Annotated in this window: 17 protein-coding genes, 1 tRNA gene and 2 pseudogenes; 16 read left to right on the top strand and 4 right to left on the bottom strand. The window is 51.5% G+C overall.

The window, feature by feature from the left end; translation table 11 throughout:
• Window positions 1-33 precede the first annotated feature (33 nt).
• The 8 genes and pseudogenes from AC07VL_RS27380 to AC07VL_RS27345 all read left to right on the top strand — a co-directional run bounded on the left by AC07VL_RS27380 (window position 34) and on the right by AC07VL_RS27345 (window position 7,738).
• The gene (locus AC07VL_RS27380) at window positions 34-363 is read left to right on the top strand and encodes a hypothetical protein (RefSeq protein WP_494808637.1); all 330 of its coding nucleotides are present in this window, start codon (window positions 34-36) and stop codon (window positions 361-363) included.
• Entirely contained in the window at window positions 360-884 is a 525-nt protein-coding gene (locus AC07VL_RS27375) for a glycoside hydrolase family 19 protein (RefSeq protein ID WP_494808649.1), read from the top strand. The genes AC07VL_RS27380 and AC07VL_RS27375 overlap by 4 nt, the downstream gene beginning before the upstream one ends.
• Complete coding sequence (locus tag AC07VL_RS27370) at window positions 881-1,402, top strand: hypothetical protein (RefSeq protein WP_494808648.1); 522 nt, start codon at window positions 881-883, stop codon at window positions 1,400-1,402. The genes AC07VL_RS27375 and AC07VL_RS27370 overlap by 4 nt, the downstream gene beginning before the upstream one ends.
• A gap of 174 nt (window positions 1,403-1,576) precedes the next feature.
• Complete coding sequence (locus tag AC07VL_RS27365) at window positions 1,577-5,590, top strand: RHS repeat-associated core domain-containing protein (protein WP_494808647.1); 4,014 nt, start codon at window positions 1,577-1,579, stop codon at window positions 5,588-5,590.
• Window positions 5,591-5,592: 2 nt separating this feature from the next.
• Entirely contained in the window at window positions 5,593-5,958 is a 366-nt protein-coding gene (locus AC07VL_RS27360) for a hypothetical protein (RefSeq protein ID WP_494808646.1), read from the top strand.
• 119 nt (window positions 5,959-6,077) lie between these two features.
• A pseudogene (locus tag AC07VL_RS27355) lies at window positions 6,078-6,224 on the top strand (transposase); the annotation flags it as partial.
• A gap of 372 nt (window positions 6,225-6,596) precedes the next feature.
• A tRNA-Val gene (locus AC07VL_RS27350) sits at window positions 6,597-6,723 on the top strand.
• 619 nt (window positions 6,724-7,342) lie between these two features.
• Window positions 7,343-7,738 carry a hypothetical protein gene (locus AC07VL_RS27345; protein WP_494808645.1) on the top strand — a complete coding sequence of 132 codons (396 nt, stop codon included), beginning with the start codon at window positions 7,343-7,345 and terminating at the stop codon, window positions 7,736-7,738.
• Window positions 7,739-8,224: 486 nt separating this feature from the next.
• On the opposite strand, the gene AC07VL_RS27340 is transcribed toward AC07VL_RS27345, so the two are convergent.
• Window positions 8,225-9,121: a LysR family transcriptional regulator gene (locus tag AC07VL_RS27340; RefSeq protein WP_092797983.1), complete on the bottom strand. Its 897-nt coding sequence runs from the start codon at window positions 9,119-9,121 to the stop codon at window positions 8,225-8,227.
• A gap of 130 nt (window positions 9,122-9,251) precedes the next feature.
• Here AC07VL_RS27340 and AC07VL_RS27335 point away from each other — a divergent pair, with 130 nt between their 5' ends.
• The 5 genes from AC07VL_RS27335 to AC07VL_RS27315 all read left to right on the top strand — a co-directional run bounded on the left by AC07VL_RS27335 (window position 9,252) and on the right by AC07VL_RS27315 (window position 12,710).
• Window positions 9,252-10,232, top strand: a complete 981-nt coding sequence (locus tag AC07VL_RS27335) for an aldo/keto reductase (protein ID WP_092797982.1) — start codon at window positions 9,252-9,254, stop codon at window positions 10,230-10,232.
• Between the two features lie 80 nt (window positions 10,233-10,312).
• On the top strand, window positions 10,313-11,086 hold the full coding sequence (locus tag AC07VL_RS27330; protein WP_092797981.1) for an SDR family oxidoreductase: 774 nt from the start codon (window positions 10,313-10,315) through the stop codon (window positions 11,084-11,086).
• Between the two features lie 10 nt (window positions 11,087-11,096).
• Complete coding sequence (locus tag AC07VL_RS27325) at window positions 11,097-11,408, top strand: putative quinol monooxygenase (protein ID WP_493027871.1); 312 nt, start codon at window positions 11,097-11,099, stop codon at window positions 11,406-11,408.
• A gap of 21 nt (window positions 11,409-11,429) precedes the next feature.
• Window positions 11,430-12,158 carry a carboxymuconolactone decarboxylase family protein gene (locus tag AC07VL_RS27320; protein ID WP_494808644.1) on the top strand — a complete coding sequence of 243 codons (729 nt, stop codon included), beginning with the start codon at window positions 11,430-11,432 and terminating at the stop codon, window positions 12,156-12,158.
• A gap of 390 nt (window positions 12,159-12,548) precedes the next feature.
• On the top strand, window positions 12,549-12,710 hold the full coding sequence (locus AC07VL_RS27315) for a hypothetical protein (protein ID WP_494808643.1): 162 nt from the start codon (window positions 12,549-12,551) through the stop codon (window positions 12,708-12,710).
• A 111-nt stretch (window positions 12,711-12,821) separates the two neighbouring features.
• Here AC07VL_RS27315 and AC07VL_RS27310 read toward each other — a convergent pair.
• From AC07VL_RS27310 to AC07VL_RS27300, 3 genes and pseudogenes are all read right to left on the bottom strand, one after another.
• Window positions 12,822-12,974: pseudogene (locus tag AC07VL_RS27310) on the bottom strand (transposase); the annotation flags it as partial.
• Window positions 12,949-14,625: a glycoside hydrolase family 13 protein gene (locus AC07VL_RS27305; protein ID WP_493047501.1), complete on the bottom strand. Its 1,677-nt coding sequence runs from the start codon at window positions 14,623-14,625 to the stop codon at window positions 12,949-12,951. The gene AC07VL_RS27305 and the pseudogene AC07VL_RS27310, both read right to left, overlap by 26 nt.
• A 298-nt stretch (window positions 14,626-14,923) precedes the next feature.
• Complete coding sequence (locus AC07VL_RS27300; RefSeq protein WP_494808642.1) at window positions 14,924-15,928, bottom strand: cupin-like domain-containing protein; 1,005 nt, start codon at window positions 15,926-15,928, stop codon at window positions 14,924-14,926.
• A gap of 515 nt (window positions 15,929-16,443) precedes the next feature.
• Here AC07VL_RS27300 and AC07VL_RS27295 point away from each other — a divergent pair.
• The 3 genes from AC07VL_RS27295 to AC07VL_RS27285 all read left to right on the top strand — a co-directional run.
• Window positions 16,444-18,885, top strand: a complete 2,442-nt coding sequence (locus AC07VL_RS27295; RefSeq protein WP_494808641.1) for a penicillin acylase family protein — start codon at window positions 16,444-16,446, stop codon at window positions 18,883-18,885.
• Window positions 18,886-18,891: 6 nt separating this feature from the next.
• Window positions 18,892-20,586 (top strand): cyclic peptide export ABC transporter, encoded by a 1,695-nt coding sequence (locus AC07VL_RS27290; protein ID WP_494808640.1) that lies wholly within the window; start codon window positions 18,892-18,894, stop codon window positions 20,584-20,586.
• A 98-nt stretch (window positions 20,587-20,684) separates the two neighbouring features.
• A partial coding sequence (locus AC07VL_RS27285; protein ID WP_494808639.1) for an amino acid adenylation domain-containing protein occupies window positions 20,685-25,108 on the top strand: 4,424 nt, incomplete at its 3' end.

The following is a 25,108-nucleotide window of genomic DNA, read 5'->3' as shown; positions in this document are numbered from 1 at the left end:
GGCGCTGCCGCAACCTCACTGGGATTCATGTTTATGTGGCCAAAAACCGCCAAGGAAGCGGGCGTGCGCTTCTTCGTCACCATTTTGTTTTCCGCCCTGATGGGGCCGGCCCTGGTTGTGGTCGTGCGCAACTGGATGCCGGGCCTGTTTGATAGCGCGCGCGCCGTGGCCGTGCTGTACGGCAGCGACCCGGCCCTGGGCTTCCTGTTCATCGCCGCGCCGCTGATGGTGGCCGCCGGCTTGCCCGCGTGGTGGGTGCTGGGCGCCACGGTACGCTGGCTCGACAAGCGCCGCGACAAGGACATCGGCGAGCTGGCGCGCGACGCGGCCGCTGTCGTCCGTGACGTGCGGGGTGGGATGTGAGCGCCGTCACGCTGGGCCAGCTGCTGGCCATCCTGCCCAACGCGCGCCCGCGCGCGGGTACGTTCCTGGTGCCGTTGAATGCGGCCATGGTGGAATTCGGCATTACCACGCCTGCGCGCCAGGCGTCGTTCCTGTCCCAGGTAGGCCACGAGTCCGGCAGCCTGGTGTATGTGCGCGAGCTGGCGAGCGGCCAGGCCTACGAAGGTCGCGTCGACCTGGGCAATACGCAGCGTGGCGACGGCGTGCGCTTCAAGGGCCGTGGTCTGCTGCAGGTGACCGGCCGCGCCAACTACGCTGCCTGCGGCAAGGCGCTGGGCCTGGATCTGCTGGCCAAGCCCGAGCTGCTGGAGCAGACGGTCAACGCCTGCCGCTCGGCTGGCTGGTTCTGGCAGGCGAACGGACTGAACGCTTTGGCCGATGCGGGCGACCAGGTGAAGGTGACGCGGCGCGTCAACGGCGGCACGAACGGCCTGGCCGAGCGCCTGGCGCTGTTCGCGGTGGCCAAGCGGGTGTTGGCGTGAGCGCGCTGGCCAGACTTGCGGGCAAGGTGCCGTGTTGGCTGTACGGCGCCGTGCTGGTGTGTTTGCTGGCGGGCGCCGGCATGCTGTACCAGCGCATGCTTGGCAACGCCCAGGGCCGTGCAGCCGTGCAGGCCCAATGGGATGCTGACAAGCAGCTCCGGGCTGCTGCAGAAACGAAGGTGGTGGCGCAGCGCGCCGCTGAGAACCTGGCACAAGCCAGGCAACAGGCCGCCGCCGCGCTGGCCATCACGAAAGCCTACGATGAAGAAATCAACGATGTACGCGCTCGCCTTGCTGCTGCTGAGCGCATGCGCAAGCCCGCCTTCTGTGCAAGTGCTGGACCTGCCGCCTCGGCCGGTGCCGGTGGCGCCGAAGGAGGCGCTGCAGCCGATCCCGCCGGCGGGATACTTCCTGACGCGGTGGCGCGAGATATTCAAGCCTTGATCCTGCAAACGGAAGAAGTGGCCGCGATTGGCCGGGCATGCCAAGCATTTGTGAGGGGGCGTGTGGCACAGTAGGGCAGAACGCTGATCAGCCTTAAGCGCATCGGATAAAACACATAGAAAATTTTCCAATTATGCAAATTGTTAATAAGGTATTTATAAAAATTAACAATAGTGACAATTCGATATATTTCCTGATGGTTTAATTGGTAACATTGGAATTTTACATCTCAATTAAATTGAAACTCAATGAAAAAAATAATTTTCCTATTCTTCTATTTCTTCTTTATCGGAGCTGCAATAGCGGATGATCCAATTAAAAAAATGTTTATAAGTGCGCCACTATTAAGTAAATTCGAATTTTTACCTGCGCCGAAGATGGAATCAAAATGGAATATTGTTACAGCTGGCGGATTTTCTACAAAAGGTGCGGCGCTACCTCCAAGTGCAGATAATTCCCTAAACGATGATTGCAATTCCTCACCTCACCCTGTAGTTATCACTACGGGGGAAAAATACAAAAAAGAACAAGATTTTATCTCCGCAGGAGAATATGGGCTTAGCCTGCAGAGAACCTATCGAAGCATCAATAACAAAGGAATTTTATTTGGGGAAAATTGGCTTTCTACTTGGGATGGCCCTAGACTAGCACTCGGGCCAGCATATTGCACCTCTGGGAATTGCATACCATCCAATATCACATTTACTGATCCCAGCGGAGTTTCATTTGTTTATACACCTCATGGCGGTGAAGAAAATTACTACTTATATGCCGTGCGTGGTGCAGTTTCTACTGGCCAACTTGAGTTTGGTTACCCTTACCTCTACACCTTAAATCAAAATAATAAAACCTACAAATTTGATAGATTTGGAAATGTTTTATTTATGTCCGACAATATATCTGGAGAAACAATAAATTTTACCTATCAGAATTCCATGCTTTCAAATGTAAAAAATAATTTTGGAAAATCAATTTCCTTTACTTATGGCAGCAATTCGCTGGTGTCCACGGCTACAGATCCGGCTGGAAATATCTGGAGTTATTTTTATAATGCCAGACGTATGCTTATTAAAGTCGTCTCCCCTGGATCAAATCCCAATATTCGTGAGTATTTATACGAATCAAGCGACCCAACTCTATTAACTGGAATATTGATTAATGGGGTGCGTTATAGTAAATATACCTACTATCCTGACCGAAAAGTACAAAGCAGCGTATTAGAAGGCGGCGAAGAAGGAGAAACATTTACATATGGGCAGAATCAAACTACTGTTACAAGCACAACCGGACAATCCACTATTTATGGAAATAAATTAGTGCTGGGTGAGTTGAAGATAACAACAATATCACGTCAAGGCACTTCGACATGCCCATTATCTAGTGCATCTACAACTTATGATGCTAAAGGTTACGTTGCCACCAAGACAGACTGGAATGGCAATACAAGCATAAGCAGCTTTGATGCCTCTGGAAAACTAAAAAAAATAGTAGAAAATGAAAATACTTCCAGCAAGATCAGCAAAATTAATACATGGGATGGAAATAATATTATACAAGTTGATTTACTAGACTCCAACGATCAAATCTATGCACGAGAAAACTATACTTACGATGCGACCGGGGACATGCTTAGCGAAATTCATACGGATATATCAACTGGCGCACAACGCAAAAAATTATATGATTACAATATTCTTCCAGTAGGATTTTCTAGAAGCATATCGAATGTATTGCCTGAAGGAGTTTTCAAGAAAACAACTGTGTATGACGCTAGAGGAAATATTTCCAGCGTTACTAATGAGCTCGATCAAAAAAGCAGCTGGTCTGATTACAATGGCTTGGGCCTCCCAGGAAAATATATTGATGTTAATGGTGTCATCAGTACATACACATATGACGAATTGGGTAATGCTTTATCTATAACGAAGAATGGAACTCAAACCACAAGATTTACCTATACAAACGATCGTCAAATAAGTACCATTAGCTATCCGGACGGCAGTGTGACTCGCTATCAATACAACGCGGCAGGCAGGCTGGAGTATGTCAGTAATGCACTCGGTGAAAGCGCGCGTATAGCAGTAAATATGTCTGACAATAGCGTACGAACCAGCTCTCCGCGCAACTATGCGGAGCTCCAGGGTTCGGTGCCCGTCGCCGTAGCTACGACGGAATTTAGTAGTGGCACCTTCCTTGATTCACTGGGGCGCCCCTATACACAGCTGGGCAATAATGGACAGCGAGTCGACAAGCGCTATGATAACAATGGGAACCTAATCAGCAGCACGGATGCCCAAGGTCGTGTTACTTCTTATCAGTACGACGCGGCCAATCGTCTCGTGCACACTACCGCACCTGACGGTGGCGTAACGACCATGGAATATGATTCGCGCGGCAATTTGGAGTCGGTGACCGATCCTCGTCCGTTGCAAACACGCTATACCTATAATGGTTTCGGCCAAGTCACCAGCATCATCAGCCCTGATACGGGAACGACTACATATGTCTACGACAGTGCAGGACGCCTCGTGAATGAAACGAATGCAGCGGGTATTGTCATTCAATATGCCTGGGATGTATTGGGACGTAAGACTTCCCGCAGCAGCAACGGTTATGTAGAGACATTTACCTATGATGAAGGAACGTATGGCAAGGGGCGCCTCACACGCTTCAATGACGATACGGGACAGACTGCTTATACCTATAACGCGGTAGGAGAGATTGTTCAGCAAGTTAATAGCATTTATGGTGGAGTACACACAACAAGCTGGAATTATGATGCGGCAGGACGGCTGACAAGCATGAGCTATCCGACTGGTGTGGTGATCAATTATCACTATGACAGTGTCGGGCGCATTGCTTCGATTACCAGTCAAGGTGCCTGGGGCACTATTGCCGACTCATTCCTGTATCAGCCCGTGAGTGGACAGCGATATGCCTGGCGTTTTGGAAATAACATGCCACGCAAGGTTGCTTTTGATGCGGATGGGCGTACGACCTCGATCTATGGGGGCGGTCAGCATGTCGAAATTGGATATAGTCCTGTTAACAATCTGACGCAGATAAGTGACTATGGAAATCCGGCTCAGTCGCAGGTGCTCGATTACGACATGGCGAATCGGGTAACGAGCATATGGCGCGACGGTGATTCACAATTTTTTGCCATTGATCAGGCAGGAAATCGCATGGGGCACAGTCGCAAGGGGATTGACTATAATTCTGCGGTTGATGCGAGCAGTAACCGACTTCTCTCATGGAGCGGTAATGGTCTGTTCCGTCATTTTACGTATGATGCAATTGGGAATGTGGTCAGTGAGTCGCGACATGATGGAAGTCGTACCTATATGTACGATGTATTCAATCGTATTTTTGGCATTGACGTCAATGGAACTGTTTCAGCGTATCGCAGCAATGCGCTTAATCAACGTGTTTATCGTAACGTCGCGGGAACTGCCACTTTCGCGATTTATGGCCCGCAAGGAGAGCTGCTTGCGGAGTTGAATTCAGTGGGCACAAGCTATGTGTGGCTCGGTGGCGAACTGTTGGGCGTGGCGCGTAGTGGCCAATTCTATGCCAGCCACAACGACCATCTGGGACGTCCCGAGGTGCTGACCAACAGCATTGGTGCCATCGCTTGGCGTGCCACCAATGCCGCCTTCGACCGTACTGTCATCGTCGACAATATCGGCGGCATGAATGTTGGTTTCCCTGGACAGTATTACGATACCGAGTCTGGCTTGTGGTATAACTGGCATCGTTACTATGATGCGTCGTTGGGACGGTATTTGCAGAGTGATCCGATTGGGTTGGCGGGAGGGGCAAATACCTATGCTTATGTAATGGGTAACCCGATTTTATATATAGATCCGACGGGGCTGGATTTGTATCTTGGAAATACTGCGCAGGTTGGAGGATTTCACCAAAAAATTGCTGTAGATACACCAAATGGCCACTATGGACAGAGTTTTGGCATGACTAGTAGCGCGGCACCGATGCAAGGTATGTGGGCTGCATACGGGGTTGACCCATCGCCAAGGCAGGCTGGTAGCGGTATCGTCTATACGGATAATGATCCATTTACAAAAATTCAAGAGGTATTTAGAACAAATAGAGAGGAAGATGTTTTTATCGAAAATTATCTAAAGAGACAGCTTTCGTATACTGGGCCATATAACGTTGTATCGAATAATTGCAGAGATTATTCTCAAAAGCAATTTAATGAAATAAGAAATATTATTCTTAATAGAAGGATCGGGAGATAAAAATGACCATTTTTATGGTAAAAGCAATTTTAATGAATTTTTTATCATTTTATAGGGTGGACTTCTCAATTGATTCTTTGCCAAGGTATATGGAGTATATTGAATACAATAATGGAATCGAGGTTCGAAAAAAAATTATTAGTGAAAATGAAACTGTCGATCTTGAGAACTTTTTTTTAAAAAATAAAAATAATTGGCGTTATGATTTAACGACTTACGCGCCGAAAAATGTTTTTGTCTCATCGAAAATAAAAATAAATTGTTTGGTTGATAATACCGTCATAGTTAACTACTTGGCCGAAAAAAATGAATGGATTCAAATATCAAAAAAAGGTTTAAGTGGTTGTCCAAAATTAATTATTAATTAAGGAGATATTTCGATAGGTATCTTGATTTTTTTTGCGTAAATGTAGTGGTGGCATATACCTGAATCGCCACGACAATCGTAGACACTCCTGAAGCATAATTACGGATACAAGGAGAAGGTCTGAGCGAAAAGCGCTACACAGAGGAATTCAAGATTGCTGCGGTCAAGCAAGTGGCGCAGCGCGGGCGCCCGGTTAGCGAAGTCGCAGAGCGGGTTGGCGTGAGTATCCATAGCCTATACGCCTGGGTGAAACGCAATGGCTTCCCAGAGTATGTTGCCGGGAGGGATGGAATACGATGACCCAGGTGAGTTTTCAGGTCCGTTGGATTATTTGAAAAGTAAAGGTGGGTGGCGAGTGCTTAGCGAAGCGGGGTACTTTTGATGATCTTCCTGGAGTTGGCATTAATAGTCGCTGGTGTTCTTGCAGCGCTTGCCATTATCCTGTATTCGACTTGGCTTTTAGAGCCGCTAACACAAGTTATCTACGAAACGTGAAGTGATGACTGCAGCGGCTCTAAATTCGCAATTCATTAACGGTATCCTATTGATTTATTTGGAACGACATGCTGAGAAAACGCAAGGGTTGACGGGCGGGGCTTTTGGGGGCGCGAGAAGAGTGGGTGTAATTTGGGTGTAATCGGGTGCAATTCAGTGGCGTCCAATGGCACCCAAAGAAAAATTCCCCCTATGAGAGCACTGCAAAAACTCGATGGCACTGGCATTCACACTGCAGGGGTCGCAAGTTCGAAACTTGCACTTCCCACCAAATTTTTCGTTTGTATTCAATGACTTAGTATTTCCCATACTGTCGAAATACGAACTTGGGGCAAACTTGGGGCAAACTTGGGGCAATGGGATTTTTATTCCACCGCCTAGCCTCAACGATACGGCCGCTTTCTGCGGCCGTTTTCACATCTAGCTGGTTTCAAGCGCCTATCCAACCTCCCCTTGCTCTCAAAGCAACAAGTTCGTACACTAAGCCATGCAGGTCGTCCGCTATCGGCCAAGAGCGGACGTCTTCTATAACGGTTTTTGAGGTGCAAATGAGTGCAAGGTACGCAGACGGAGCGGGGTATCTAGCAATGTACCCCGATCTGAGGCGCTGGATGAATACGTGCGCCTGCTGCCAGTTCGGTGGCTATAAGCCCGAGATGCCGTCGAATGATGATCCTCTTTTCAAAGGACAGAATTTAAGACGCTACTTTTCGCCACTTGAGGTGAACTCTGAAGGGTTATGCGCTCAATGCAGCGCTGCGTTGAGCCGTTAGTTTTTCCTTGTTTGAACGGCTGCATTGGCGCGTAACCTGGCAACGACGGCAACCGGCCAGAAGCAGCCAGTTGCGTTGACGTGACAATGCGTGACTTTCCTCGCTTGGTAATTCGTTATGCTCATGGGCCGCTGGCGGCCAGAAGCGGACGATCACGGCAAGCGCATTGGAAACACGATGACTCAAACAGAGCAGTTCGAATTGACAATTAATGGAAGCGTGCCAGATTGGACGGAATCGATATGTGAGGGCTTCGTCTGTGAGTCTTTGCATATCAAAGGTGAACCGCCTGTGCCCGCGAATGTAAGTTACTTAAAATTCAACGGAGCTTGGTTTCGTCTCTATTTTGAATTTCGATGCGTATTCTGGCGCAGCTTTGAAGGGCAATTTCTTCCGTGGAATGCAGAGGCGCCGTGGACTGAGTACGTGGATCTGGCTGATGAACTCAAGATTGTTGGGCAACGTCTTGTGGTAATCCCCCCATTTTTAGATTGGACTAAAAGTAGAGGTTAAGCGGCCAAGGCAAGCTTCTGTTTTGGCGTGACACCGTCTGGTGCCATGTCGCGCTGGCCATGAGCGCAACTCAACTGCCAGCGTGCAAAGTCCCCGATCTGGCCGAGCGCACGAAGCTAATGACGGGCTAGTCTATCGTAGCCAACTGTGCCGAGGTAGCGCTCAGAAGCAGGCGCTCTGCTGTTGCCTCGGCCAGCTATGCCATCCTTCGCCGGCAGTTATGGCTAGGGAAGGCCTGCTTTTGCTAGCGCGCGGTAGGAGTGTCTGCAGGGCAGGGGAGATAGACTCAGCCCCGATCTCGCCGTTGGATCAGGCAGCTAGGAGATCGCGCGCCAGGAGTCTGGTAGGACACCCAGGCTCCAAACACGATTCATCGGTTTTTCAACGCTCAAGACCTATGGATCAGGAGAGTCCAAGCGACCGATGGCGTTTTACCCTAATGGCACCGTCCGCTTCCACCCGGTAGCGGTCGTTCGCCACTTCTGCTTATTTGGCCTTCAAACGCAGCGCGTCTAGCACAAGCAAAAACGCCTGCGACGCATTGCGCCGGCTCGGATAGTACAAATGGTAGCCGGGATAGGTCGGACGCCAGTCTTCCAGCACCTGCAACAGGTGGCCAGATGCGATGTGCCGGTCAGCAACATCCTGCGGTATATAGGCCAAGCCATACCCTTCCAGCGCAGCTGTCACGATTTCCGGCGACGTATTCAGGATGATCTGGCCTTGCACGTGAACGTTCAGCTCCTTACCTGCTTTCTCGAACTCCCATGCAAACAGCCCACCATGTGTCGGTAGGCGCAAGTTGATGCAACTGTGTTCCGTCAGGTCTTGTGGGGCCAACGGCGGTTTTCGCGCCAAAAAATAAGAAGGCGAGCCGACCACGGTCATATTGAAATCCGGGCTGATCCGCATAGCGATCATGTCCTTGGCTACCTGGTCGCCTACTCGCACACCTGCATCGAATCGTTCGGCAACGATGTCGATCAGCCCGTAGTGTATCGAAAACTCGACTTTTAGGTCTGGATAAGCGGGGAGCAGTTTGGATAGCTTCGGCCAGAGGATCGTTCGAACCGCATGATCGTGCGAACTGATCCTGATCGTGCCAGCCGGCTTGTCGCGCTCCTCACTCAGTGAAGCCAGCTCGGACTCGATGGCTTCGCAGTAGGGGCCGACGCTAGCCAACAGGCGCTCCCCAGCCTCGGTGGGTGACACACCGCGCGTCGTCCGGGTCAGTAAACGCATCCCCATCTTCGCTTCCAGCGCGCTGATCGTATGGCTCAAGGACGACTGAGATAGACCGAGCTGGGCGGCCGCCCGGGTAAAGCTGCGCTCCCGCGCAACGACGACAAACGCTGCCACATTGTTGAGATTAATTCGTTCCATTTATCGAAATTTTGCATATCAGCAATCGAAGTATATGGCTTCTCGCAGGGATCGTGCAAGCTTATAGTTCGTTCATAGGTTCTGCCGGCTACCTCCACACCTCCTTAGCCGGCACTTTCAGGAGTACGGCATGCAACAACGTAAATTGGGAAATAGTGGTTTGGAAGTGTCGGCGATCGGACTCGGTTGCATGGGTTTGACGTTTGGTTACGGCCCGGCCACCGATAAAAGTGATGGCATCGCTTTGATCCGTGCTGCTTACGAGCGCGGCGTGACCTTGTTCGATTCCGCCGAAGCGTATGGCCAGGCCAACGAAGAGATGGTCGGCGAAGCAGTCGCGCCGTTCCGCGACAAGGTCATTATCGCCACGAAGTTTGGCTTCAAGGACGGCAACCCTGCCGCAGGCCTTGACAGCCGCCCCGAACGTATCCGGCAGGTCGCCGAAGAGTCGCTCAAGCGCCTGAAAACGGACTGCATCGACCTGTTCTACCAGCACCGTGTCGATCCAAACGTGCCGATGGAAGATGTGGCTGGCGCCGTACGCGACCTGATCGCCGCGGGCAAGGTCAAGTATTTCGGTATGTGCGAAGCCGGCGTGGATGCCATCAGCCGTGCCCATGCCGTGCAGCCGGTATCGGCCCTGCAGAGCGAATACTCGATGTTCACTCGTGAGCCAGAGCACGAAATCCTGCCGCTGCTGGAAAAGCTGGGTATTGGCTTCATTCCATTCAGCCCGCTCGGGAAAGGCTTCCTGACCGGCAAGATCGATGCCGGCACGACCTTTGCAACAGGCGACGTGCGCAACAACTTGCCGCGCTTTGCCGATGAAGCCCGCGAGGCCAACCATAATCTCGTGACCCTTATCGGGGAAGTCGCCGCACGCAAGAATGCTACGCCGGCACAGGTAGCCCTGGCTTGGCTGCTGGCCCAGAAGCCGTGGATTGCGCCGATTCCTGGCACAACCAAGCTGCACCGCCTAGAAGAGAACGTCGGCGGCGCCGATGTTGTTCTCACCCCGGAAGACCTCAAGGCGCTGGCAGACGTGCTTGCAAGGGTGCCGGTACAAGGCGAGCGCTACAACGCGCAGATGATGAAGTCCATCAACCGCTAAGCAGTCCCATTTACCGCGCGTCTGGCCTGACAGTAGTCACCGCAGGGCGCGCACCGCTCTCTTCCACTCTGGGAAATATCATGGTTACAAATACCCTCAACGGGCGCATCGCGCTCGTCACTGGCGGCACGACGGGCATCGGCTTTGGCGCGGCCCAATGCCTACTCGAAGCTGGCGCCACCGTCTACATCACCGGTCGTCGCCGCGAAGTGCTCGACTCCGCCGTGGCAAAGCTGGGCAAGGGCGCCGTCGGCGTCCAGGCCGATGCGTCGGTCAAGGCGGATATGCAGCGCGTGGCCGACACCATCAAGCAGGCGCATGGCCAGCTCGACATTCTGTTCGCCAACGCAGGCGGCGGACACGCCACACCACTGGTGGAACTGACGGAAGAGCAGATCGACAGCGAGCTGTCGATCAACGTCAAAGGCGTCGTGCTGACGATGCAAACTGCCTTGTCGGTGCTGCGCGACGGTGCATCCGTCATCCTGAACGCCTCCATCACCGCCGATATGGGCCTGAAAGGCTTCAGTGTCTACGCCGCGACCAAGGCGGCAGTACGCTCGCTCGCTCGCAGCTGGACCACAGACTTGCGCGACCGCGACATCCGCGTCAACACCGTCAGCCCCGGCGTTGTTCCCACCGAGGGTTACGGTAAGGAACAGAAAATGAGCGACCAGGACGTGGCCGATTACGTGGCCCGTGTGTCCACGGAGATCCCGGCGGGACGGGTCGGCACCACGCGCGACATCGGTAATGCCGTCGTGTTCCTGGCGTCCGATGCGAACAACTACATTCGCGGCATCGACCTAATCGTCGACGGCGGCATGACGCGCGTCTACGCTGGCAAGAACTGAAAGGCGAGCCATGAACAATGCTAAATCAAACGAACGCCACATCATTTGCGAACTGCGCTGCGACTCGAAGGACCGCGAGCGCGTACGCGACCTGATTCTGCGATTCGTGGAGCCGGCACGTGCAGAGCCGGGGTGTCTGTATTACGACCTGTACCAGCGGCTCGACACGCCGAACACCTTCTTCATCCTGGACGGTTGGGTCGATGAGGCGGCGGTCAACAGTCACGCGACGCATCCCCATGTTGCCGACGTGATGAAAGAACTTGGACCGCTGTTGACTTTCGGACCGTCCATTACATTGGCCACGCGCACCAGCGATTAATCATTCATTGAAAGGCATTCCATGACAGACCTGAATCAACAAACGAACGCCGCAGCGTCGGAAGCGCGGCAAGCCACGCAGGCCATTTCACCAGCACTTGACAGCTACAGCGACAATGTCTTGTTCGGAAACTTATGGGAACGGCCGGACCTGTCGAAACGTGATCGCAGCATCGTTACGCTATCGGCCATGATCGCACGCAACCAAACTGCGGAGGTTGGCTTCTATCTGAATCTCGCGCTCGACAACGGCGTGAACGCAGAGGAAATCTCCGAAATCATTACGCATCTGGCTTTCTATTCCGGTTGGGGCACAGCCATGTCGGCGGTCACCATCGCGCAACCGATCTTTGAGCGACGCTCTGTGGCTCCGGGGTCGTTACCAGGTGCGGCAGTTACTTTCCTGAAGATCGACGAGATTGCGGAAGCGCAGCGCGCGGCAATGGCGGAGCAAAGTGCTGGCAAGGTCGCACCGGGGCTAGTGCAGTTCACCACAGATACTCTTTTTAAGGACCTTTGGCTGCGCCCAGGATTGGCGCCGCGTGACCGCAGCTTAGCTACCGTCAGCGCGCTCATCGCGTCAGGGCATTTCCCCCAAATCGCCTACCACCTGAATCGCGCGATGGATAACGGCTTGACCCAGCCCCAGGCGTCCGAAGCGATCACGCACCTGGCGTTCTATGCTGGCTGGCCGAATGCGTTCTCGTCGGTGCCAGTCATGAAAGAAGTGTTCGAGAAGCGTGTGCAGTAATCATGCATAGCCGCTGCAGGGCAGGGGAGATAGACAGGCCAGACCCGATCTCGTCGTTGGATCAGGCAGCTACGAGGTCGAACACGAGGCGCCTGGCAGAACACCCAGGTCTCAACCCGATCATCGGCTCTTCATCTTTCAAGAACCATGGGGCAGGAGAGTCTAAGCTGCTGGTGGCGATTCACCCGTCAACGGGATTCCCCATGATAGCAATGGTTGGATATATCATCGGCGGAGCAGATACAATCATTACTTAGGAATTTTAGAAGGATTAGAGGACAATTGCCCACTCTTATGACGGGGCCACTGTAATAACAATTTTCGCAGGCATATCGGGATTTGGCTATACACCAGTGAGCTATATATTTAAAAAATTTCCGAGAAAATAAAATGAATAGTAAAAAAAGTGAAAAAGAATTATATAAAGATATTTTTACGAAAGATCTGGGAGAACGTCTCGATGAAATGTCTGATTTTCAAAGAAAATTTTACTGGGGATTTGTATTAAGTGTCATTATTGCAATGATTCTTATTGTTATTTTTTTAGGATGAGAAGATTTTGGGTTCTGCCGTATTAGCAACCCGTCGGAGGTCGATCAGGTAGACTACAGGGCCCAAACACTGACTCACTAAGAACGCCTAACAAAACCGCTGAATGTATCTCTAGCAGATGAGTATGCAGGCAAGCGAGAGAAACGCCCGGTGGATATTGGCACGGCGTTCGTAGCGGATGCGTAATCGGCGGAAGTGGTGCAGCCAGTCCAGTGTGCGTTCGACCACCCAGCGCCATTTACCCAGACGATCGCGCGACTCGATGTGATTGCACAGCATCGTACGCGATCGCAAACGATTCGTATGGCTGCAGGCTGAGGTGGTCGGTCAAGCTGTCACGCTGGGCATAGTTGCTGATCAAGCCTTGCCCGGCAATGCCGTGCAGCATCGCCGGCAGATCCAGTTCGACGTGTTCGCCGGAGAAGTTGTTGACGACAACCAGCTGTTGGCTTCCCAAGCTGCGCCGATAGGCGAACACCTGCGGGTGCTGCTCCAGCAACGGCAGGTATTCTCCGTAAACCATGACGTCCCAGTGCTTACGCAGTTCGATCAGCTTCTGGTAGTGGAAGAAGATCGAATCGGGTTGATCCAGCGCGGCCGCGACGTTGATCTCGGGGTAGTTTGGATTCAGCTTTAGCCATGGCGTGCCACTACTAAAACCGGCGTTGTCCGTGCTGTTCCACTGCATTGGGGTGCGTGCATTGTCCCGTCCGTTGGCGTGGATGCCGGCCATCATCGTCTCCGGTGACACGCCGGCGGCCGTGCGTTCCTGGTAGAGGTTGAGCGATTCGATGTCGCGATAGTCGTCGATGGAATCGAAACGGACATTGGTCATGCCTATTTCCTCGCCTTGATAGACGTAGGGGGTGCCCTTGAGAAAATGTAGCGCGGTGGCCAGCATCTTGGCCGACTCGACCCGATAGCGGCCGGGATCTCCGTATTTGGATACGGCGCGCGGTAGGTCGTGGTTATTCCAGAACAGTGAATTCCAGCCGGCATCGGCCAGCTCGGTCTGCCACTTACTGATGATCTGCTTGAATTCAAACAGATCGAATGGCCGCGGCTTCCATTTTCCCTCCTTGGCATCGTGGGTCATGGTGATGTGCTCAAACTGGAAGACCATCGACAGCTCCTGACGCGCCGGGTCGGAATACAGCTTGGCGATCTCCGGGGTGGCGCTCCATGTCTCGCCCACCGTCACTACATCGCGTGCGGCCAGGGTCGCTTGGTGCATTTGCTGCAGCAGCGGGTGCAGTTGTGCACCGTTGGCGATAATCTGCTGGTCGACCTGTTTGCCGATGAGATCAATCACATCCATGCGGAAGCCGCCGATGCCCTTGTCCAACCACCAGTTCATCATGCGATGCACCTCTTCCTGTACCTGGGGATTTTCCCAGTTCAGGTCCGGCTGTCGTTTCGAGAAAAGATGGAAGTAATATTCACCGCTGGCGGCATCGTATTCCCATGCACTCCCGCCAAAATACGAACGTTGCTGGTCGGGCGGGGAGCCATCGGCGCCTGCATTGCGCCAGTTGTAGTAGTCACGGTAGGGGCTATCCTTGGATTTCTTCGCCTCGACGAACCAAACATGCTCGTCAGAGGTGTGGTTGACCACAAGATCCATCAGGATACGGATGTCGCGCTTGGCCGCCTCTGCGATCAGCTGCTCCATCTCGGCCAATGTGCCGAATTCAGCGGCGATATCCTGATAGTCGGAGATGTCATAGCCGTTATCGTCCATCGGCGACCGGTACACCGGCGACAGCCAGATCAGGTTGATTCCCAGATGTTGCAGGTAGTCCAGTCTGCCGATGATGCCGGCCAGATCACCGACCCCATCGTGATTGCTGTCTTGGAAACTACGTGGGTAGATCTGATACACGACGGCGTTATGCCACCATTTCTTATCCAACATGATTATCTTTCTCGCTTATGGATTGGCGGCACTGTCTTGCAACGTGCCAAGGGATCGCCAGGGCGCGGGCAGACCCGATCTCGTCGTTGGCTCAGGTAGCTACGAGATCGCACACCAAGTGCTTGGCAGGACACCCAGGCCTCAGCATGATCATCGGTTCTTCTTTTTCAGGAATTATGGATCAGGAGAGTCTAAGCTAATGGTGGCGATTCAGTTGTGGCCGCAGCACGCTGTTGAGTCAAACGGAAGGGGCCGGGGCCGCAGGGGAAGGCCACTTCTTGTTGAACGCCACCCTTGTTCAAGCGAGCCGCTTTTTGCTAAATATATTGTATACGCGATGTGCATAGGCATAGGCGACGCCAGTTAGCATCATTGGGGCGAAGCGTGTAAACAGAAACCGCCGCATGATGTAGCGTGCACCGGGATAACGAAGGTCGCCGTTTACATGGACGGGCGACTTGAACGTGGATGCGACGGTAATTCCAAAATGGTCATCGGCAGATGCGACTGCGTGCCACCAGTAAACCGGAATGTAGAGGGCATCGCCTGGGTTGACCGTGACACGATATGGCATGACGGCCTGAATTTTCGGAAACTTTTCCGTATCGACATTGTATAAATATCCGGTTTTCGTGGCTGGCGGATAGAGCGCATCCCATGTTTTGTTGTCTGGCGGCAATAATAATACTTCCTTGCTACCTACAACCTGCGTCATCAAGGCTTCATCCGTGGGGTGGAAATGCCAATCTGTGTAGGAATTGCGATAAAAGAAGGCACGAAAGCGAGGATACATCCGGGAACCCTTCCATTCCGTCAGGAAACTATACCAGCTGAGATCCTTGCAGAGCTCCCCCAATGCATGATCAGGAAGTAATGGGATGCTATGCAACACCAATTGTTCGGATTTTGTACTGGCGCGATCTAGGAATTCATGAAACGTCAGCTCTTGGAAAATGTCGATATTGTGCTGCTGTAAGGTGGGCACTATGTCCTTCTCAGCCATATGCGCATATTCCGATGCGGGCGCAACCCGTGCTTTCATGGCCGGGTTTTTTGTCTCGCGCTTCAGGTATTCAAGCGAGCGCCAGTTCTTGTACGCTGGCCAGTGTTTTGCGGCACCTTGCAGCAGGCAGGGTTTATTTAATGCAACGTAATTGCGATAGAAGTCCTGCGGATTAAGATCGGCGGCAGATACTTCAGGAATCGATAAGGCATTTTTGTAATTAGGCGTTTTGGACAAATCCCAAGAGCAGAGTTCTTTGGAACTAAGGGTTGATTCTTCTTCAATTTTCTTGCTGATCATATTCTTCCAATTTCTTAAAATATAATTTTTGGCGAGTGGCTAACGTCGATACAAAGTGGGAATGAAGGTGTCTTGTTCTGTTGCACGATATGAAAATTGTAAAGATTCTTACAAATTTCTGTGTTCCTGAGTATACGTCCAATAGTTGACCAACTATCACTCTATCGCTCTCTGCTGTTCGCAAAAATACGGCCCAGACAGGAGCATCGTTCGATTGAAATAAACTATTGCCAGATTTGAATATTTAATGTATAACATTAAAATTCAAAAAAGACAATAGCGTTTTTTCGATCTGAAGCAAGGCATGCAGAAAACCTGGTGACGAGTGGTGCATGCTGCAAGCACGAGTGGGGAAATATGGAAATTTACGCCTTGCCATTGGGTGGGTTGTCAAAGTAAGAAACAGTAATTAATTCCGTTTCAATGGACTGTCATTCTTGATAGTGTATCCTGTTGCACTTATGAATTTTGGTGTCGGGAATTTATAGTATTTCAAAAGAAAAGGACTGCATTTGATGTTGCGGAGTTCGAGTTTTTGGGAAAGATTTCCGTTTTTGAACCGGTTTGTTTTGTTTGTTGCAATGCCTGTTCTTTTATTTCTATTGATCCTGGCTATATTTATATTGCGCGGCGGTCCAACTAGAAGTGGCGAGTTGCATCTTGCCGGATTGAATGCCCCTGCCAGTATTTATCGCACTGAAGGGGCCTTGCCGCGCATTGAGGCAATCACTGAACATGATGCGTATTTTGCACTGGGGCTGTTGCATGCCCAAGAGCGGCTGTGGGAAATGGAAATGCTTCGTCGAACGGGAGCGGGGCGCTTGAGTGAGGTCTTTGGTAAGGGAGCATATGCCTCCGATCTGCTCATGAAGCATTTGAGGCTGTATGCGAATGCAAAAAAAATCTGGCTGAATTTGGACGCCAAGAACAAGGTGTTACTGCAATCGTATGTCGATGGCGTAAATTCCGGAATTCATGAGGCTAGGGTCTTGCCACTTGATTATTATATAAATGGTTTTCAGCCAGAGCCTTGGACTCCAGCCGATTCTCTAGTTCTTCTTCAGTTGATGGCTTGGAATTTTTCTGGTAATGCAAGTGATGAACTTCGCCGCCTATTACTGACTAATAAATATGGAATTGATGTGGCCGGTGAGTTGCTGCCAGGAATGCCTAGTGATATGGCCGATGCATTCCGTCCGAATGGAACGGCGCTCAGTAAAAAGTATATCAATTCAAAAATTATCGGCTTGCCGGAAGACGCACCGCGTAATAGCATTGCTTATCGTGGTTGGGTTTTCGCGAGTGCATGGGGTGCGCATGGTTTCCCTATCCTGGGGAGTGATATTTTCCCTCCCACATCACTTCCTGTCTCTTGGTATTTCTCTGAAATGAAAAGTGACAGGTTGGTTATTTCTGGGGCTACCCTGCCGGGCCTGCCCATTTTTTTCTTCGGGCGGAATGCAAGAGTTGCATGGACACTTAGCGGAGCCACTGCTGATACGCAGGATCTAATCCTCGAAGAAATTAATCCACTGAACAGGAATCAATATAAAGTGGGTGACGTATACGAGGAAATGAAGCTCGATCTCGATACGATTCAGTTAAAAAAGGAATTTTTGCGTCCAGCCTCCAGGCCACAAGAAATTCTTGTGCGAGGTACCCGTAACGGCGTGGTGATCAGCGACGTTCCAGGTGTTTCGGAAAACAAGGTGCTCACCTTGCGATGGACTGGGGATGATGATATGGGGGGGACATTTTCAGGCTTGATGGGGATGAATCATGCCGCTAATTGGAGCGATTTCGATTCGGCCCTGTCGACGTATGTAACCCCCGTCTACAGTTTCCTCTACTCAGATATCGATGGAAATATCGCTTACCTTGCTCCTGGTCGTTATCCGATCAGATCGTCCGGCAATGGCAAGGTACCCATCCGTGGCGGCGGCATTCGGCCGGTGTGGCAAGGTTTTATGGACTATTCCGCTATCCCTAGGGCAGTCAATCCCCCGGAAGGTTTTTTAGTTATTGAGAAAAACACACTTTCTCAACTGCAATCATGGAGTTCCGGCCCCGCTGCTATTGCTGCACGCGTAGGTTTACCATCCAGTCCATTCGTTGCAGGCGGTGCTGGCAAGCATATCTCATCCACGGGAATACTTGCCCTACAGGAATATTATGCACCTGGCTTGGCTTCCGAAGCGGCGTTGATGCGGATGCGAGCCGTCAAGCCTTCCTCTGCGCAGCAACAAGGCGTATTGCAAGCGTTGAAAAAGTGGGATGGGCGTTTGCTTGAGGAAGGGATGTTGCCTGCCATCTATGTAGCATGGCGTTCACGTTTACGCCAGGTCATCCTGGGTGGTTTAGCCGTTAACGGTCCTGCACAAGAGCCTTCGGATGCTTACCTTGTCGCTGGTGATCTTGCCGAACATCTGATGACGGCACGCGGCGAGCAGTGGTGCAACGTGGACAAGCGCTTATCGCAGGCGAGCTGCGATGGTTTGCTGGAGAAGACTCTGGCGGCTGCACTGGCGGATTTGACTATGTTGATTGGAGCAAATGAGGGTGATTGGAATCTTGCCTCACTTTGCAAGGCGGGTCGCCATCGTGGCGAGGGAAGCATTGGAGAATTGCCCGCGGCCAATCGTTTTCTAAATAGGCTCGCCTCAGCTTCGGATGCTCGCGCGCATGACTTTACCTGGACGTGTATACGCCAAGACCAATCCATAGATGGGGTTTTCAGGCAGTTTTCTGGCGTGCGTGGCAATGCGGCAGGGGATCGTTGGCTCGTTGACCTCGGTACTGAAGATGGCCAGAGGCCACAACCTAATGTATCTACTCCTGGAGTGTACCCATCGCGTTTCCAAATCCCCTCGGAGCAGCCGGGAAGCTTGCCTAGCGTCAATCGTAGCATGTCAGAAAAGCAGTTATTCATCTTGCCGTTGACTAAAGAAAATAGGTAATCCCTCATGGAGCTCAAGCGTCTTAGCGATCTTTTTTGGAAGTCATCGCCAAATATATTCTTCATTTCCATTGTACTAGGAGGGATAACCGGGGTTTTATATTCGTTGTTGGTTCCATTCTTGATGTATTCGGTTTCCACCGATGTGGATGTAGCTGAAACAAGAACCTTGGTGGCTCCATCTTTTTCTGAGACACCTACTTCGACCTTGGCGATCGCATTTTTTGCGACGTGCTTGTTCATCGTGATTATGAAGGGACTATTCACTGTTCTGTCTATGTATGTGGCGAATCAGGCTTCGGTGCAGCACAGGCTTTGGTTGTATCGGCGCATCGGCATGTTGAAGTTGATTGACTTGGAAAGAATAGGCCATTCTAGGCTCATTAATATATTGAATATAGATATTCCAACAATCACTGCCGGGGCCGTAGGATTGCCACAAATATGGATCAGCATCGTCACGGTGATGGGGGTGATGGGATACCTAGTACATTTGAATATGCGAGTTTTTTGTTTTGTCATGGTGGCCTTGGTGATTGCAATCCTGACGTATCAGATACCACTGATGATTGTGACGCGGCTATTTCAAAACTCTCGGGAGAGTTATGATTTTGTACAGCAAGGGGTGAGTGGCTTGGTTTATGGTGCAAAAGAATTAAAGTTGAATCATAAAAAATATGAGGCTTATTTTGAGCAGGAGTTGTTGTTTCCTGAAAATAATTCTTTGCGCGATAATCTTAAAGGAAATTTGTTTGTTATTTTTCTGCAAAGTTATGGTGAGGTGATTTCATTTTTAGTTATTGGAATTGTCGTATTTTATTTCAGGTATATCTTTGCGATGACGTCCAATGAGTTATTGGGAATTGCGATGGCATTGTTATATCTGGTAGGACCGGTTGGCTTGATACTGAGTGCCATGGGAACTGTCAGACGTGGTCAAATTTCACTACGAAAATTACATGAATTCTATCAGGAGATAACTGTTGGTGTTTCTGATAATGTCTCCGTCGACGTCCCGGCATGGGACTGGATGGAGATTCGCGATGTGAGCTATTCATATAGTAAAAATGAAAATGACTTCGGACTGCGGAACGTTAATTTGAGATTTCTGCGAGGTCAGATTAGTTTTATTGTTGGAGGTAATGGATCTGGAAAATCGACCTTGAGCAAATGTCTTTCTTTTCACTACTATCCATCAAGTGGAAATATTTTACTTGGGAAAACCATCATCGATGGCGCGAATATTGAATCTGGCAGGAGGTTTGTTTCTGCGATATTTTCTGATTATTATCTTTTCAAACGACTATATATTGATCAGGGTGAAATGCGTATTGGTGAAATAGAAAAATATTTGAAGTACCTTGAGTTGGATAAAAAAGTTTCCATGGTCGGGGATTGCTTTACGACTACAAATTTATCTGATGGTCAAAAAAAACGCTTGGCGCTATTGGTTATGTTGGTGGAAGACCGGGATATATGTATTTTTGATGAATGGGCTGCAGATCAAGACCCCAGGTTTAAAGAGATTTTTTATACGAAAATATTGCCTGATTTGAAAAGAAAAAATAAGGTAATCATCGTTATATCGCACGATGATCGCTATTATAAATATGCAGATCAGATTGTCACGATGGAAAATGGTGGTGTCGGAAACGTCGAACTGAAGGATGTCGGAGTTGCGGAGGTGGCTGTCGAATGCTAGGAGTCTAACTGTTTCTTATTTCCGGAAGTTTTTTGCTTGCTAAAATTCTTGTTCAATTTTAAGTGATTTAAAGGCAATAGATGCTCACAATAGTAGAAATGCTGAAGCAACGCGCGCTTTTGCACCCCGATGAAATTTGCTACACGTATCTGGAAGACCTAGACGCGGAGTCAAATTTAAGTTATCGACAGCTACATGAATCGGCTGGACGATTGGCACATGGTCTGTTGCAACTTGCAGAAAAAGGTGATCGGGTTTTACTGTTGATGCCATCAGGGCTTGAATATATCCAACTTTATTGGGCATGCCTGTATGCGGGGTTGGTGGCTGTTCCCTTGTATCCGCCGAAGACCAACGACCGGGGCGGCAAGGTGAAAAATGTCATTGCTGACTGCACCCCGCGCCTCGCTATTCTAGGGGACCGGCTGAGTCAAGGGCAAGAAGCAGAGTTTGCAGCAGAAAATTTGCTGTTTTTACTGTTTTCCGATATCCGGACAAATGTTGTGGCTGCAATGGAGCTTTCTCTTCCAGCCGCCGAGGATTTATCATTTTTGCAATACAGTTCAGGATCGACGGGGTCGCCGAAAGGCGTGATGATCTCCCACGAGAATATCGTCGTTAACGTACAGGCTCTCGGGACTGCCACTGAAACAAATGATGGCGATGTCTTTGTGAACTGGCTGCCATTATTCCACGACATGGGCATGGTTACGTCCATCTTGCTTCCTTTCTATGCGGGCGCGCGCTCTATTATCTTTTCTCCGCTCAAGTTTTTCAGAAATCCCCTTTTCTGGTTTCAAGTAATAAGCAAATATCGAGCGACCTTTTCCGGAGGGCCTAATTTTGCCTATGATCAATGCGTGCGGAAATATTCCGCTAGCGTCATGGATGGCCTGGATTTACGAAGCTGGCGCGTGGCCTTGAATGCGGCCGAACCCGTTCGCAGCGAAACCTTGCTGAATTTTGCAGCGGTGTACGCACCTGCAGGATTCCGGGAAAGTACATTCATGCCTGCCTATGGCATGGCCGAGGCGACGGTTTTCCTGTCCGCCGGTGAGCTGCTTGAACCACCGCGCATCATGGCCGTGGATGGTACTGTATTGCAAGGTGGCCGGGCCTTGCCGGTAGCTGGCACGGAGCCGGGGGCCATGCATATCGTTGCCTGTGGTTTTGCGGCAGAAAATCATGAAATTGTAGTTGTCGATCAGTTGAAAAAGATGCCCGACTATCTGGTAGGTGAAGTTTGGGCAAGCGGTAAAAGTATTTCTCGGGGTTATTGGGGGAAGCCGGAGCTTTCCCAGGCGAGTTTTGACGCCTTTACCGAAGATGGCAGCGGACCCTATCTCCGGACTGGCGATCTGGGTTTTTTTGCCGATGGCGAGCTTTACATACTTGGTAGACTCAAGGATATTTTGATTGTCCAGGGGCGTAATATTTACCCTCACGATATTGAAGATAGCGGCCGACGCTCACTTCCGTATGAGGCCGCAGGCGACTGCGTGGCATTCGGCGTGCCAGGCGATGGTACGGAAGATGTCGTTTATGTTCAGGAGGTGCGCCCGCGCTTTTTGAGTTGCAGTTTCGATGTTCTTGCCGCCACGATACGGAATAGTGTTTTTTCCGCCACTAACGTGTTGATACGCGAGATCGTCTTTACGGCCGTTGGGGCGGTCCTGAAAACCACCAGCGGCAAGGTGATGCGGTCGCAGATCAAGTCGGCGTATTCCGACGGACTGCTGACCCCTTTACATCTCAGTGCCCTGGATTTCTCAGAGCATGATTATGCTCCGCTGCTTACGGAGACTGAACACCAGCTTGCAAGGCTCTGGCACGAGATTCTCGATTGTCCCGGTGTGCATGCCAATTCCAACTTTCTCCACCTTGGAGGCAATTCGCTGGCAGTCACGCGACTGCTGGTGGAAATCCGTAAGCAATGGCATGTCGATTTGTCGCTGGTAATGATATTTACTAGTCCTGTACTGTCCGCATTAGCAGTATTAATTGACCAAGCTAGCAATGTGCAAGTCTCCGCCCTGGTAGTCCGGCCCGAACTCGCTGCCGAGCCTGCTGCACTCTCCTATGCGCAGCGCAGATTGTGGTTTCTGGCACAGTTAGATAAGGCGGCGGACGCTCAGCATAATATTTGCGTGACGATGTGCATTACGGGGTTGCTGGATAGGAATGCGCTGCATCTTGCATGCCTGGATATCTTTGAGCGTCACCATAGTTTGCGTACGATTTTTTACGCAGGCATGGATGGAGAGCCTTTGCAGGTGACGCGCCAGGCGAAGGGGTTCCGCATCGCAGAACATGATTGTGCTGATGCTATGGACGAAGCAGCGGCACTCCGGGCACACTTGCATGCCGAGGCGGCTAAGCAATTTGACCTGGCTGCGGATCTGCTGATGCGCGTGTCGCTTATACGGACCGGCCCGAATGCACAGATACTTCAAGTGACGGTGCATCATATTGCGTCCGATGGCTGGTCGATGGGCGTGTTACTCAAGGAAATATCTGTCCTTTATAACGGGCATTTCCACGGCTCATGCAATGCTTTACCGGCGCTGCCAGCGCAGTACGTCGACTATGCGCGTTGGCAACGCCAAACGCTGGCAAGCGGTGTGTGCAGCGAGGACGAGGCGTACTGGACGCGGCGGCTGCATGGGGCACCTGTGGTTCATAATTTACCACTGGCAAGTGTTCGCCCTTCCCGCATGAGTGTTGCCGGTGCTTCCTTCAAGTCACACATAGCGCCTGACGTGGCCCGCGCTTTGCTGGATCTGTGCAATCAACAGGATGCCACTTTGTTTATGGGCCTGTACGCGGTATTTTCCCTGCTGTTGGCGCGCTATAGCGGCGACACTGATATCGTGATCGGCACGCCCATTGCCAATCGGCGTCATGCGGAAGTAACCGATCTGATCGGTTTCTTCGTCAATGTCGTGGTATTGCGTGGTGACATGTCTGGCGATCCTTGCTTCCTGGATGTGCTTGCTCAGGCACGGACTACAGCAGTCGAGGCATACCAACATCAAGATTTTCCGTTTGATAAGATTGTTGAGGCATTGAAACCGGTACGCGATATGTCAGTGTCACCGTTGTTTCAAGTGCTGCTCGCGCTTCAAAATTACGATGTGCCAACGGTAAACCTGGATGACCTTGAAGTCTCCGCCGTTGAAGAAATCGATTTGTATGCGAAATATGAGCTCGCGTTGAGTGTGACGCCCTCAGACGGGGGATTCGAATTGCGGTGGCAATACAATTCGGACTTGTTCGATTCAATGCTGATCAGCCGGATGGCTGCCAACTTTTCTATATTGCTGTCGGCACTCGTTGAGCGGCCACAGGTGCGGTACTCAAGATTGCTGGAGATTACAGGTGCAGAGCAGCAGTACCTGCTGCAGACGCTGAATGCGACGCAGGCGGACTATCCGCAGGAGCATTGCATCCATGAGCTGTTCGAGGCGCAGGTGGCGCGCACGCCAGCGCAGGTGGCGCTGGTCTATGGTGATGAGCAGATGACGTATGCGCAGCTCAATGCGCGGGCGAATCAACTGGCGCATGCGCTGCGGGCACGCGGTGTCGGTCCGGACGTGCTGGTGGGGCTGTGCGTGGAGCGCAGCCTGGAGATGATGGTGGGCGTGCTGGCGATCCTCAAGGCGGGCGGCGCGTATGTGCCGCTGGACCCGGCGTATCCGCAGGAACGCCTGGCCTACATGGCCGAAGACAGCGGCATTGCGCTGTTGTTGACGCAACAGGCTTTGCGCGCCACGGTGAGCCGTTTTGCGGGCCAGCGGGAAGGCTTGTGCGTGGTGAGCCTGGATACACCCGAGATGCTGTCGACGTTGCAGGCATCTGGCACGGCCAACCTGGTGCGCTGTGCCGGGCAGGGTGCACAGCACCTGGCCTATGTGATTTATACATCGGGTTCGACGGGCCAGCCCAAGGGGGTGATGATCGAACACCGGGGCCTGGTGAATCTGGGCGTGCAGGACCTGTTCGGTATCAGGGAAGGCAGCCGGATGCTGTGTTTTGCATCGCTGAGCTTTGATGCCGCAACGTTTGAATGGGTGTCGGCCTTGCTGAAAGGCGCGGCGCTGTATATCTGCACGGAGACGCAGCGCCATGATCCTGCCGCGCTGGAAGCATATCTGGTGGCGCAGCAGATCACCCATGCGACCCTGCCGCCGGCATTGCTGGCACATCTGAACCGGGATCGGGCCTATGCTTTTGAAAATATTGCTCTGGTGGGGGAGGCGAGCAACGTGCAGCTGGTACAGCACTGGCTGGAAAAAATCCGTATCTTTAACGGTTATGGACCAACGGAAAATACGGTGTGCGTCAGCACGGCGGAACTGCAGCTTGGAGCGCCGATCATCATTGGCCGTCCTGCCGCCAACGTGCAGGTGTATGTGCTGGACGCTCGTCTGCATTTATTGCCCTTGGGTGTCGTCGGCGAGCTGTATGTGGGTGGTGCGGGCCTGGCGCGCGGCTATCTGCACCGTCCGGAACTGACGGCGGA

The organism is Janthinobacterium sp. GW821-FHT03C08, assembly GCF_059420905.1.
Note: the sequence above shows the minus strand (reverse complement) of the source record. Positions and strands in the feature narration are given on the sequence as shown.